The sequence below is a fragment of the Qipengyuania marisflavi genome, from assembly GCF_005884405.1.
Taxonomy (GTDB): domain Bacteria; phylum Pseudomonadota; class Alphaproteobacteria; order Sphingomonadales; family Sphingomonadaceae; genus Qipengyuania; species Qipengyuania marisflavi.
The window spans coordinates 53,253-65,696 of sequence record NZ_VCAO01000004.1 but is presented as its reverse complement, the minus strand read 5'-3'; the positions used below and the strand labels follow the sequence as shown (position 1 = coordinate 65,696).

13 protein-coding genes are annotated in these 12,444 nt (G+C 62.1%); 10 read left to right on the top strand and 3 right to left on the bottom strand.

What is annotated here, in order from left to right; all coding sequences use genetic code 11:
- The first annotated feature begins 40 nt into the window (after window positions 1-40).
- Both FEV51_RS09600 and FEV51_RS09595 read left to right on the top strand, forming a co-directional pair.
- On the top strand, window positions 41-361 hold the full coding sequence (locus FEV51_RS09600; RefSeq protein ID WP_138618354.1) for an I78 family peptidase inhibitor: 321 nt from the start codon (window positions 41-43) through the stop codon (window positions 359-361).
- Entirely contained in the window at window positions 358-786 is a 429-nt protein-coding gene (locus FEV51_RS09595) for a RidA family protein (protein ID WP_138618352.1), read from the top strand. Before FEV51_RS09600 ends, FEV51_RS09595 begins: the two co-directional genes overlap by 4 nt.
- A 13-nt stretch (window positions 787-799) precedes the next feature.
- On the opposite strand, the gene FEV51_RS09590 is transcribed toward FEV51_RS09595, so the two are convergent.
- Complete coding sequence (locus FEV51_RS09590) at window positions 800-1,174, bottom strand: hypothetical protein (RefSeq protein ID WP_138618350.1); 375 nt, start codon at window positions 1,172-1,174, stop codon at window positions 800-802.
- A gap of 121 nt (window positions 1,175-1,295) precedes the next feature.
- On the opposite strand from FEV51_RS09590, the gene FEV51_RS09585 reads away from it, so the two are divergent.
- The 5 genes from FEV51_RS09585 to mmsB are packed head-to-tail and all read left to right on the top strand — an operon-like array spanning window position 1,296 to window position 5,506.
- The gene (locus FEV51_RS09585) at window positions 1,296-2,441 is read left to right on the top strand and encodes an acyl-CoA dehydrogenase family protein (RefSeq protein ID WP_138618348.1); all 1,146 of its coding nucleotides are present in this window, start codon (window positions 1,296-1,298) and stop codon (window positions 2,439-2,441) included.
- Window positions 2,438-3,499 (top strand): enoyl-CoA hydratase/isomerase family protein, encoded by a 1,062-nt coding sequence (locus FEV51_RS09580; protein ID WP_138618346.1) that lies wholly within the window; start codon window positions 2,438-2,440, stop codon window positions 3,497-3,499. The genes FEV51_RS09585 and FEV51_RS09580 overlap by 4 nt, the downstream gene beginning before the upstream one ends.
- The gene (locus FEV51_RS09575) at window positions 3,496-4,290 is read left to right on the top strand and encodes an enoyl-CoA hydratase-related protein (RefSeq protein ID WP_138618344.1); all 795 of its coding nucleotides are present in this window, start codon (window positions 3,496-3,498) and stop codon (window positions 4,288-4,290) included. Before FEV51_RS09580 ends, FEV51_RS09575 begins: the two co-directional genes overlap by 4 nt.
- A 1-nt stretch (window position 4,291) precedes the next feature.
- On the top strand, window positions 4,292-4,633 hold the full coding sequence (locus FEV51_RS09570) for a hypothetical protein (protein ID WP_138618342.1): 342 nt from the start codon (window positions 4,292-4,294) through the stop codon (window positions 4,631-4,633).
- 6 nt (window positions 4,634-4,639) lie between these two features.
- Window positions 4,640-5,506, top strand: coding sequence for a 3-hydroxyisobutyrate dehydrogenase (gene mmsB / locus FEV51_RS09565; protein WP_138618340.1), 867 nt, complete (start codon window positions 4,640-4,642; stop codon window positions 5,504-5,506).
- Here mmsB and FEV51_RS09560 read toward each other — a convergent pair.
- Together FEV51_RS09560 and FEV51_RS09555 are read right to left on the bottom strand one after the other, a co-directional pair.
- Window positions 5,503-6,240: an Nmad3 family putative nucleotide modification protein gene (locus FEV51_RS09560; RefSeq protein ID WP_138618338.1), complete on the bottom strand. Its 738-nt coding sequence runs from the start codon at window positions 6,238-6,240 to the stop codon at window positions 5,503-5,505. The two genes, mmsB and FEV51_RS09560, sit on opposite strands and share 4 nt — an antisense overlap.
- Window positions 6,241-6,245: 5 nt before the next feature.
- Complete coding sequence (locus FEV51_RS09555) at window positions 6,246-7,202, bottom strand: tetratricopeptide repeat protein (protein WP_171033089.1); 957 nt, start codon at window positions 7,200-7,202, stop codon at window positions 6,246-6,248.
- Window positions 7,203-7,316: 114 nt separating this feature from the next.
- Between FEV51_RS09555 and FEV51_RS09550 the strand changes: the two genes are divergently transcribed.
- The 3 genes from FEV51_RS09550 to FEV51_RS09540 are packed head-to-tail and all read left to right on the top strand — an operon-like array spanning window position 7,317 to window position 12,422.
- On the top strand, window positions 7,317-9,767 hold the full coding sequence (locus FEV51_RS09550; RefSeq protein ID WP_171033088.1) for a cyclic nucleotide-binding domain-containing protein: 2,451 nt from the start codon (window positions 7,317-7,319) through the stop codon (window positions 9,765-9,767).
- Window positions 9,767-10,663, top strand: a complete 897-nt coding sequence (locus FEV51_RS09545; protein ID WP_138618336.1) for a hypothetical protein — start codon at window positions 9,767-9,769, stop codon at window positions 10,661-10,663. The genes FEV51_RS09550 and FEV51_RS09545 overlap by 1 nt, the downstream gene beginning before the upstream one ends.
- A gap of 10 nt (window positions 10,664-10,673) precedes the next feature.
- Window positions 10,674-12,422 (top strand): cytochrome c3 family protein, encoded by a 1,749-nt coding sequence (locus FEV51_RS09540; protein WP_138618334.1) that lies wholly within the window; start codon window positions 10,674-10,676, stop codon window positions 12,420-12,422.
- Window positions 12,423-12,444: the final 22 nt, after the last annotated feature.

The following is a 12,444-nucleotide window of genomic DNA, read 5'->3' as shown; positions in this document are numbered from 1 at the left end:
TGGGATTTATGGCAGGATCGGGCGTCTGAAAGGAATGACTATGCGCAGACCATATTGCCGCCCGATCCTGCCCGCTCTTGCCCTGGTGCTGGGCCCGGTGCTGGGCCTGTCCGCCTGCACCACAACAGCGGGCGAACCGCTGGCCGACGGCGCACGGCCAGAATGCCGGACCGATGGCACTGCAAGCTTCATCGGCCAGCCTGCGACATCGCAGACCGGCGCACAAATCCGCGAGATCACCCGCGCCTCAATCTTCCATTGGGTCGCCGAGGGGAGCGCGGTGACGATGGATTACCGGCCCGAACGGGTGCGAGTCGAATATGATAGCGCAATGAAGATCACTCGGATTACCTGCGGGTGAGCGACCGAATGCGCGCCTTCACCGGGTCGCCATTCGAAAAACAGTTCGGCTTCGCCCGCGCAGTGCGCGCCGACGATCGCATTATCGTCGCCGGGACCGGACCGGTTGAAGATGACGGGTCGAGCACGGACGGCGATGCTGCGGCGCAGGCCGAACGGTGCCTGGTCCTGATCATGCGCGCTGTCGAGGAATTGGGCGGAAGCGCCGCCGATGTTGTGCGCACACGGATGTTCCTGACCGACCCCGCCGATCAGAGCGCGGTCGGCGCGGTCCATGCGCGGTTCTTTGCCAAAGCCAGTCCGGCAGCTACGATGGTGGGCGCTGCATGGCTGTGCCGACCCGAATGGAAAGTCGAAATTGAAGCTGAAGCCCGTGTTTCGGCTGAACCAGGACCGGAACATGCGGATCACGAACAGCAAGGATAAGTGCCTGCGGCGCTCAAGCCCGCGCAAGCCGTTCTGCCACGATTGCGCGTAAGCTCGCCGCATCGGCGATGGCTGCAAATTCGTCCGCTGACACCAGCAGCTCGGCTGGAGCGCCCTGATGCTGCACCAATATGGCAGGCAAATCGCCCGTGAACCCCGGTTCGAGTTTCGCAAATTCATCGCGGTAATGGATGCGTGTCCGGTTGGGCAGCGTATTCAGGAAATCCTGCCACTCGCCGTGCACAGTCAGCGCCCCATGCGTGGTCTTGCACAGCGAGCATTGATAGGTGCCCGGCGACACCACCTTGTGGACTGCCCCGAATAATGACGCCAGCGGCCCGCCATCAGCATTATACACAAGCACCAGATCGGGATGGGCTTTTGTCATGGAAATCCTCTCTCTTCCGTCACCATACATTCGCGCGCCAGCCGGATTGGTTACGCCTGCCGCCAAGCTTTCCTGCCGCATCCCCTTTTCCTGCCCTGCAACGGGCGCTAGGGCAGCGGCCATGACAGGACAATTCCAACTTACCGACGACCAGCTCGCGATTCAGGAAATGGCGCAGCGGTTTACTGCCGACAATATCACGCCCTTTGCGGCCGAATGGGACGAGAAGCACCATTTCCCGCGCGATGTGATCAAGCGCACTGCCGAGCTTGGCTTTGGCGCGATCTATGTCAGCGAAGACAGCGGCGGGATCGGCCTTGGCCGTTTGGAAGCGGCGCTGATCATGGAGGCGATGGCCTATGGCTGCCCTGCCACCAGCGCCTATATCTCGATCCACAATATGGCCGCATGGATGGTCGACCGGTTTGGCGGCGATGCGGTGAAGGCGAAATATCTGCCAGACCTGATCTCGATGGAGAAAATCGCCAGCTATGCGCTGACCGAACCCGGCTCCGGCTCGGACGCTGCCGGCCTCAAGACCAGCGCCAGGCTGGGCGGCGATCATTATGTGCTCAACGGCACCAAGCAGTTCATTTCGGGCGGCGGCTTCAACGATGTCTATGTCACGATGGTGCGCACCAGCGACCACAAGACCAAGGGCATCACCTGCCTGGTAATCGACAAGGACACGCCCGGCGTTTCCTTCGGCGCGCCAGAGAAGAAACTGGGCTGGAACGCCTCCCCCACCGCGCAGGTCGTGTTCGAAGATGCCCGCGTTCCTGCAGAAAATCTGGTGGGCGCAGAGGGTGAAGGCTTCCGCTTTGCCATGATGGGCCTCGACGGCGGCCGGCTGAACATCGGTGCCTGCTCGCTCGGCGGGGCGCAGCGCTGTCTGGACGAAGCGGTCAATTACACCAAGGAACGCCAGCAATTCGGTACGCCGATTGCCGATTTCCAGAACACCCAGTTCATGCTGGCCGATATGGCAACCGATCTGGAGGCGGCGCGTGCGCTGCTGTATCTGGCGGCGGTCAAGGTCACCGAAAACGCGCCCGACAAAAGCAAGTTTTCCGCAATGGCCAAGCGGCTGGCAACCGATAACGGGAGCAAGATCGTCGATGACGCGCTGCAATTGTTCGGCGGCTATGGCTATCTGAAAGACTACCCGATCGAACGGTTCTGGCGCGATCTGCGGGTGCATTCGATCCTTGAGGGCACAAATCAGGTCATGCGAATGATCGTCGGACGGGAGATGCTGCGCCAATGACCGCCCAGACCAAGACGCCAGACGTCCACACCCATACCCATGGCGCGATCGGGCACCTCTCGCTCAACCGCCCCAAGGCGCTCCATGCGCTGACGCTGGAGATGTGCCACGCGATGAGCGCGGCGCTGGCGGATTGGGCAAATGACGATGCGGTCGAGGCGGTAGTGATCGACCACGCCGAGGGCCGCGGCTTCTGCGCCGGGGGCGATATCACCTTCCTGCGCAATTCCGCTTTGAACGATGGCGGCGTTTCGGGCCGCAAGTTCTTCCACGATGAATATCAGCTCAACCACCAGCTGTTCACGTTCGGCAAGCCTGTGGTCGCCTTTATGGACGGGATCACGATGGGCGGCGGGGTCGGAATCAGCCAGCCTGCCAGATACCGTGTCGCGACCGAAAACACGCGTTTTGCCATGCCCGAAACCGGAATCGGCCTGTTTCCCGATGTCGGCGGCGGCTGGTATCTTTCGCGGCTGAGCGGGCGGATGGGGCAATTCCTGGCGCTGACCGGAGCACGGCTGGACGGGGCGGAATGCCTGTGGACCGGTCTGGCGACGCATTATCTGCCCAGTGACAAGCTGGCCGAGGCCAAGGCGCGGATCATCGCCGATCCCAGCCGCATTTCAGGCATCCTGTCCGAATTGGCGGTCACCCCGCCCGATGCGCGGATCGAGAAGAACGCGGACAAGATCGCCAAGCATTTCGGCTCGGACCGCTATGAGGATATTCTCGCCTCGCTTGAAGCCGAGGATAGCGATTGGTCGCATAAGGAACGCGATACCCTGGGCACCAAAAGTCCGCAGACCTGCAAGGTGGCGCTGCGCCAGCTGTCCGAAGCTGCCGGATTTACCGATTTTGCGGAAAATATGCGCAATGAATACCGCATCGCCAGCCGGGTGATCACGCGGCCCGACTTTGCCGAAGGCGTGCGCGCCGTGATCGTCGACAAGACCGGCGATCCGGCATGGAACCCCGCAACGCCCGAAGATGTGTCGGACGCGCTGATCGACAGCATCTTCGCGCCGCTGCCGGACAATGAAGAATGGAAACCGCTATGAGCTATGAAACCATCACAGTCGAACAGCGCCCCGAAACACATGAGGCGGTCACGCTGATCACACTCAACCGCCCCAAGGCGCTCAATGCGCTGAATTCGGCAGTGCTGGACGATCTGATCCACGCCTTTGCAGCGTATCAGGCGGACAGCAGCCAGCGGTGTGCCGTGCTCACCGGGTCGGGCGACAAGGCCTTTGCCGCCGGTGCCGACATCAAGGAAATGAGCGAAAAGCCCGCTGCCGACTTCTACCTCGACGACTTTTTCGCGCCCTGGACCAGCGAGATTGTCCGCAAGACCCGCAAGCCGTGGATCGCCGCGGTCAATGGCTTCGCGCTGGGCGGCGGGTGCGAGCTGGCGATGATGGCCGATTTCATCATTGCTTCGGAGAATGCCAAATTCGGGCAGCCGGAAATCAAGCTGGGCGTTGCGCCCGGCATGGGCGGTAGCCAGCGCCTGACCCGCGCCATCGGCAAGAGCAAGGCGATGGAAATGTGCCTGACGGGCCGGATGATGGGCGCCGAGGAAGCCGAACGCGCCAATCTGGTGGCGCGCGTGGTGCCGCATGACAGCCTGCTGGACGAAGCGATGAAAACCGCCGCCATGATTGCCGCGATGCCGCCAATGGCCGCCATCGCGAACAAGGAAATGGTCAACGCCGCCTTCGAAACTTCGCTGGATCAGGGCCTGATCATCGAACGCCGCATCTTCCAGATCCTCGCCGCCAGCGAAGACAAGGCCGAAGGCATGGCGGCGTTTGTCGAAAAGCGTGAGGGGCAGTGGAAGGGGCGGTGATTTGAAACCCTTTTATTTCATCTTGATGGTGCTGTGGGGCATTCTGGCGTTCTATACCGGCGCAGTAATTGCAGAACATGGGCTGACGCTGTTCACCCACTTCTTGGGCGACATGGGAGAATGGTCGTGGCCGGGCCAGTTCAATCTGGACTTCACCCTGATGCTGTTCTTGTCGGCAAGCTGGACCGCGTGGCGCAACGGCTTCTCCCTGCACGGCTGGGCCCTCGCCGTGATGGCATTTTTTGGCGGGGCGGGATTCCTGCTACCCTATCTGACCTATCTCGGCTGGAAACATGACGGCGACAGCGCCGCTGTTCTTCTGGGCCACAAGTTCAAGGGATGACCTGACATGAAAATTGCCTTTATCGGCCTCGGCAACATGGGCGGCGGAATGGCCGCGAACCTCGTCAAGGCTGGCCACGCGGTCCGCGCTTTCGATTTGAGCGAGGAGGCCTTAACCGCCGCAGCCGAACATGGCTGCGAGCCCTTCACTGATGCCGCCGAAGCCTGTGCAGGCGTTGACGCAGTGGTCACCATGTTGCCCAATGGCAGAATCGTGAAATCGGTCTATGAGGCCAGCGTGTTTGGCCATGCGCCGAACGGTGCAGTGCTTCTCGACTGTTCAACCATCGATGTTGCCACTGCTCGGGAGGTAATCAAGCGCTCGATTGACACCGGTTACGACATGGTCGACGCGCCGGTATCTGGCGGTATCGCGGCAGCAAACTCCGGCACGCTGACCTTCATGGTGGGCGGCACAGCCAAGGCCTTCACCCGCGCCGAGCCAGTGCTTCAGGCGATGGGCAAGGCGGTGATCCACGCGGGCGATGCGGGCAATGGGCAGGCGGCCAAGATCTGCAACAATATGCTGCTGGGCATCCACATGATCGGCACGGCAGAAGCGTTCACAATGGCGCAGAAGCTGGGGCTCGACCCGCAGACTTTCTACGATATTTCCTCGGTAAGTTCGGGCCAGAACTGGTCGATGACATCCTATTGCCCCGTCCCCGGTGTTGGCCCGCAAACGCCTGCGGATAATGACTATCAGGGCGGTTTTGCCACGGCGCTGATGCTCAAGGATCTGAAGCTGGCGATGGAAGCGGCTGAGAGTACCGATGCCTCCACCCCGCTCGGCCGTCATGCCAAGGAGCTCTACGAGCGCTTTGCCGAAGAGCATGGCGGGCTCGATTTCTCGGCAATTATCCGCTCGCTCTAAATCTCGCGGCCAATCTCGCGCAAAATCGCGGCGAGCCAGTCGCGCGCATCGCGTCTGTCACCGATATCGGCGACAAATTCCTGACCTCGCGCCACGCTCCGCAACCGGCTGTCGTCCAGCCAGCGGTCGGCGCGGTCGTGATAGCTCAGATTGCCGCGCGTCAGCCATTGCGGGATGGTCCACAGGCTGGGCGGGCCTTCGGGAACGGTCAGGCGGAGCGCCGCACTCGCGGCCTCGGCTGTCGTGCCCGGCCCGGAATAAATTACATCATTGGCGGCATGCATTGCCAGCGCATGTGGATGGTCCTGCGCGGCGAAACGCTCCCGCTGGTCAGGGACGCACTCCGCCAATCGGGTCATCTCTGCAACTTCAAGATAGCCGAAAATACGGTGGTGCGGCTTGCCGCCAGCCTCGCGGAACAGGCCGAAGAACAGGAAAACATCGCCCTTCCCCACACCTTGGTTGGCCAGATGCGTTTGCGCCGCGCCGCATTGGCCGAACAGGCAGGTGTCATCGGGTAGGAACATCGGGTCGTGATGGCACAGATCGTCCGCGCCCAATCGTCCACGGCTCGCGCGTGCCGCCAGATCGCCCAGCCCCAGCGCGCCATAGCTGGTGCGCGATGCGGTCCCGGCGGGAATGGGCAGGCTGACGGGCCGACCATCATCGACTATCGGCGAAGGTCCGCCGCCCGCTGCGCTGTCGAAGCCCTTGCGGCTGAAGACGATCCGCACAGTGTTTAGCGGATGCCGAGCACTTCGGCTTCCGACCGCAGCCGCTGCGCCGCGCCCGGATTGGCGGCCAGCGCATCGGCCAGCGCCTTGCGCGCCAGATCGGTCTGGCCCAGCGTCGCACGACTGCGCATTAGCATGGCCCAGCCATCGACATTGGCGGGGTTAGCCTTTAGCTTGCTTTCAAGGCTGGCGACCATGCCCTCGGCCATTTCGCGCTGCTGGCCCGGCGACATGGTGCGCGCCGCCGCGATCTGGTCCGCAGAGGGGCCGGGAATGCCCTGCGCCGCCGCCAAGGTCGGTGCGGGAGCTGGCGCAGCCGCTGCAAACGTACCGCCGCGCGCCTCCTGCGCAGCCTTGATGCGCGCCTCGGTTGGGATGTCGTTGACCTTGCCCACCTGCTCGATCGTGCGCGCGAGGTCGCTTTCCCACGGCGCACCGGGCGGCGTTTTCGCCAGCAGGGCGAGCCAATCGGCAATCGCGCCCTCATGGTCGCCCGCCAGATCACGCTTCACGGCCAGGAAATAGCCTGCACGCGGATCATCCGGATCGATTTTCAAGGCCTGTTCAAAAGCGATCAGCGCCTCTACCGGCAGCGGATCGCGCGCGCTTGCCATCACCCGCGCCTCACCCAAAGCGGACCATAAAATCGCCTGATCGGGATCCAGTTCGGTCGCGCGGGCATAGGCAGTCACAGCCTCGGCAAATTCGCCGCGTTCATAGCGTGCAAAGCCCAATTCTTGCCATGCCACAGAGTCATCGGGCGCGGCATCGGCGCGGCGTTGCAGATCCTCGATGGTCAGCGCCGCAGGCTCTTCTCCGCCCGCAACCGGTCTCGCCTCACGGTCATCCAGCGCGCGATAGCCGATCGCCGCAGCGACCACGGCAAGCGCCACGCCCAACAGCAGGACGCCGCTTCGAGTTGCGGTGCCGGATTTCTCAGGCGTTTCGCTATTTTCTGTCATGCTCCGCGATTACCAATCATCTTACGGTTCAGCAATTGCCACCGCGCCACATTTCCCTATGATGCAGAACGGACAACAAAAAGACCTGGGGTCGCTAGCCGGGGGGACTGCGATTTGGCCGATAAAGTGCGTGTGGCGATTGTCGGGTCCGGCCCTGCCGGGCTGAGCGCCGCCGCGCGCGCGGCCGAGTTGGGAATGAGCCACGTCCTGCTCGAAAAGACCGACCACCTCTCCGATACGATTTACAAATACCAGAAGGGCAAGCACGTCATGGCGACGCCCAGCAATCTGGTGCTGCGCTCGCCGCTGGATTTCGACGCTGGCAAGCGTGAGGTGATCCTCGACACTTGGGACCAGCAGATGGCCGACCAGAAGGTCACTGTCCGTCTCAATGCTGAAGTCGCTGCCATAGAAGGCGAAACCGGCAATTTCACACTCAACCTGAAAAGCGGTGACACCATTGCGGCAGAGGCCGTGGTGCTGGCGATCGGCACGCAGGGCAATCCCAATGTCTTGCGCGTACCCGGCGCGGATTTGCCGCATATCCAGTACCAGCTCGATGACCCCACAGAATATGTTGATGAGCATATCACGGTCATCGGATCAGGCGACGCCGGGATCGAGAACGCGCTGGGTCTGGCTGCGGACAAAATGCAGGGCAATGTCGTCACTATCCTGAACCGCGGCGCAGAATTCGCGCGCGCCAAGAGCGCCAACGTCAAACTGCTTGAAGAAGCGGAGGCCGATGGCCGTATCAGCGTACGGCGCGATACGACCCCCGCCGAAGTGCGGCCCGGCGAAATGGTGCTGGACACGCGTGACGGGCAGGAAACCATCCCCTGTGACCGGATCATCGCGCGCACCGGCTCGCAGCCGCCCCGCGCTTTTGTCGAAGCCGCCGGAATCGACTTTACCAGTGAAGATCGCGGGGCGTTCCCGCAGCTTTCCCCCAGCTTCGAAACCACCAAGAACGGCATCCATGTCATCGGCGCATTGGCGGGCTATCCGCTGATCAAGCACTGCATGAACCAGGGCTATGACGCGATCGAGTTCCTTAATGGCAATCTCGACCTCAAACCTGCGGACGAGCCGATCCTGGCCGCCAAATTCAATGCTCTGCCGGGCCGCAAATCGGTCGAGGAATGGCTGGAGACGTTCCGCAGCCAGGTCGTGATCCTGCAGGAATTGTCGCCCTTGCAAATGCGCGAGCTGATGCTCGACAGCGATGTCCACGCCTTTGGCCCCGGCGATGTGGTGTTCACCCGCAATGATTCCGGTTCATCCATGTTCGCTATTGCCGAAGGTTCGGTGGCGGTCGAGGTGAACCCTGACGATACCGACTTCACCGTGCCCATCGAACAGGGTTCGATCTTTGGTGAAGTCGGGCTGATCTCGGGCCGCCGCCGCGGTGCTACCGTCCGTGCAGCCGAACCCACAGTAGTGATGGAGCTCTCACGCCAAGCGGCGCTGAAACTGCTGGCGACCTCGCCATCGGCCAACCGCGCGGTCAACCGTATTTCTGTCGAGCGGCAGCTGTTGCAGTTATTCGGATCGGGCCTGAACCCCGCCGATGTCGCCGATCTTGTCGATCAATCCGAAGTCGTGAATGTGCGCGCTGGCGAAACGGTGATTAACGAGGGTGCCGACGACAAGGACATCTTTATCGTCCGCCGCGGATCGATGATCGTTGAAAAGGATCTGGGCGGCCACCCGGTGTTTCTCTCCTACCTGCCTGCCGGTTCCTATTTCGGCGAAATGGCTGTGATCGACGGGTCGAAACGGACCGCATCAGTAAAAGCCGCGATCAAGAGCGAGGTCATCCGCCTGCCCGGTGATGCCTTTAACGCCCTGCTCGATGCCAAGCCCGAACTGCGCGAAAAGGCGATGGGCGATATGGCCGGGCGGCGCGAGATCAACGATTTTGTCGAAAGCCGGAAAGCCAGCTTTGGCGGCGCGGTCGATATGTATTCGCAAACCGCCCAATTCCTGGTCGATAACGGACTTGGCGAAGCAACCGACGTGCTGCTGATCGACGAGAAGCTGTGCGTGGGCTGCGACAATTGCGAAAAGGCCTGCGCCGACAGCCATGATGGACTGAGCCGCCTCGACCGCGAGGCTGGCAAAACCTACGCGCATCTGCACGTCCCAACTTCTTGCCGTCACTGCGAACATCCGCATTGCATGGCCGATTGCCCGCCCAATGCGATCAAGCGCGGCCCCGATGGCGAAGTGTTCATCGATGACACCTGCATCGGCTGCGGCAATTGCCAGCGCAATTGCCCCTATGGCGTGATCCGCATGGATGCGCGCCCGCCCAAGAAGCCCGGCCTACTGTCATGGCTGTTGTTCGGCGCCGGCCCTGGCCCCGGCGAAGCCAACTATTCCTGGCGCAAGAAAAAGGCCGAGGCAGAAGGCAAGGAAACGCCCAAGGTCGCGATCAAATGCGATATGTGTTCGGGCGTTACCGGCGGTCCGGCCTGCGTGCGCGCCTGCCCCACCGGCGCGGCGATCCGCGTGTCACCTGAAAAATTCCTCTCGGTAGCGCGGCTGGAGGATATCGACTGATGGCCTCGCTGTTCAAAAGCGCTGGCGAGCGCCGCGCGCAAAGCCGCGAGCGTCGCCATGCCGCCGAACATGGCAGCTTTCTTGAATATGCCGGATACCGCTGGCTCAAGATCGCCGTTTTCATCAGCGTGTTTTTCCTGACGGTTTATCTGCTGGTCGATGTCGAGCCGCGCCATAATGGTGGCAGCTGGCTGGGCTATACGCTGGGCACAATTGGCGCCGGGCTGATCGTCTGGCTGGCGCTGCTCGGCATCCGCAAGCGGCGCGCCAATCCCGGCAATTGGAGTGTCAAAGCGTGGACCAGCGCGCATGTCTATCTGGGCCTGTCGCTAGTGGTGATCGGCACTTTGCATACCGGGTTCCAGCTGGGCTGGAATGTCCACACGCTGGCATGGGCGCTGATGGTGCTGGTGATCGCATCGGGCATTTACGGCATATCGGTCTATTCCATGCTGCCGGAAAAGCTTTCGGAAAACCGCCGCGAGATGACCCGCGAACAGATGGTCGAAAGCCTGTCCGCAATCGACCGCCAGCTTGAGGCAGCCGCCCTGCCGCTGGCGCGTGAGGATACCGATATGGTCATCGCCGCGCTGGAGCATGACGTGTTCAAGGAGGGGCTGTGGCAGCGCCTCACCGGCCGCCGCGGTCGCGCGCCGACCCGCCGCGCTCTGGAACATATTTCGACCAAGCGCGCCTATGCCGACGATGCCGATGACGCCGCGCAGCAGAAGGTGCGCACATTGCTGGGCCGCCGCTCGGCCCAGCTGGACCAGATCCGCAAGCATATGCGGTACAAGGCGCTGCTTGAGATCTGGCTGTATGTCCACGTCCCACTGACGATTGCGCTTCTCGCCGCGCTGGCCGCGCATATCCTCAGCGTGTTTTATTACTGGTGAGCGACCGGAGATGACCTTCCTCATCCGCACAGTCGACCGTACCGCCACAGGCCGCGAAATCGTGCGCGAGCGCGAAGTGGCTGGCGACAAGCTCACGATTGGCCGCGCAACCACGAACGATATTGTCCTGCCCGATCTGGCCGTGGAACAGCATCATGCAGTGCTGGAGCGCGTTGCTGACGGACGTCTGCGCATGGTTTCGACCAGCGCGCATGGTTTTGTGCATGATGGTCGAAAGACGACTGATTCCAGTTTCCGCGCAGGCGGTGGCGGCGAATTTGTGTTCGGGCTTTATTCGCTGCTGTTCGCCAAAGAGAGCGACGGGCGCGCCGCAATCACGATCACCCAGCAGGAACGCGAGTTTGGCAATCGCGATGCGATACGCGGTTTCGATCTGGACGCTGCCATGCCCAGCAAGCGGATCTTGGCCTGGCTTGGCATGGCCGCAATCCTGCTCGCGTTTCTCGCCGTGCCAATATGGACCCATCTTAATCGTGCCAATCCTGCCCCCGGCGCCGACGGCACCGATCAGGTCCGCATGGATGCGGCGTGGAGCACTGGCAAGCTGAGCCAGGCGCACCATGCGCTGGAACAGAATTGCGAAGCTTGCCACGTTGAGCCCTTCCAGTCCGTGCGCGATGAAACCTGCCTGACCTGTCACGAAAGCATTGGCTATCACGCAGGCAAGCCACGGCTGGCCAGCGCGCGCGGGCCACTGTCGCGCGGCGATGCGCTGTTGTGGGAAGTCGCCGAAACCTTTGGCAAGGAAGGTCCGGAAGCCTGCACCACCTGCCACACGGAACATGAAGGCGCCGGACGGATGGAACCCGCAGCGCAGCAATTCTGCTCGTCCTGCCATGACACTATGGACCAGCGCCTGGCCGACACCGCGCTGGCTAATGCGAGCGATTTTGGCACCAACCATCCGCAATTGCAGGCGCTAGTATACCAAACGCCTGGCAGCGAGACCGTGACCCGCATAGCGCTGGACGGCAAAGCGCGTGAGAACAGCGGGCTGCGCTTTCCGCATGACATGCACTTGTCGCAAAGCAATGGCGTGGCACGCATGGCGGGCAATCTGGGCAAATATGGCGAAGCGCTGGAATGTGCCGATTGCCACCGCCCCACTGACGACAATAACGGCTTCCTGCCGGTGCGGATGGAGGAGGATTGCGAAAGCTGTCACAGCCTCGTCTATGACAAGGTGGGCACCACGTTCCGCACGCTGCGCCATGGCGATGTCGACCAGATGCGCGCCGATCTGATTGCGATGGACCGTGCGCCGCGCCGCCCGATCACCAGTGGCCGCCGCCGTCCGGGCGATTTCGCGCGCGGCGGGCGCTACTATCAGAACTTCGGTAAGCCGACGCAGAACTACATCGGTATATCCCGCGCGCTCAGCCGCGACGGGGTGTGCGGCGAATGCCATTTGCCCACGACTGACAAGGGGCGGCCCAGCGTGATACCGGTCAATCTGCGCAGCGATTATTTTATCAACGGACGCTTCGATCACGAAGCGCATGAGCAGGAGGAATGCTCCACCTGCCACAAGGCTGACAGCTCGGATGCGGCCACGGATGTATTGCTGCCGGGAATAGCCACCTGCCGCGAATGCCATCTGGGCGAAGCCGCGAAACAGGCCGATGTGCCTTCCACCTGCGCGATGTGCCATTCTTACCATCCCAAGGGCCGCAAGCCCGAAGATCATCCGGATGGCGCGCCCAAACAGGTCGCTCGCATTTCGCGGGAAACAGGATAGGATAAAACGCAATGGGGTCGGA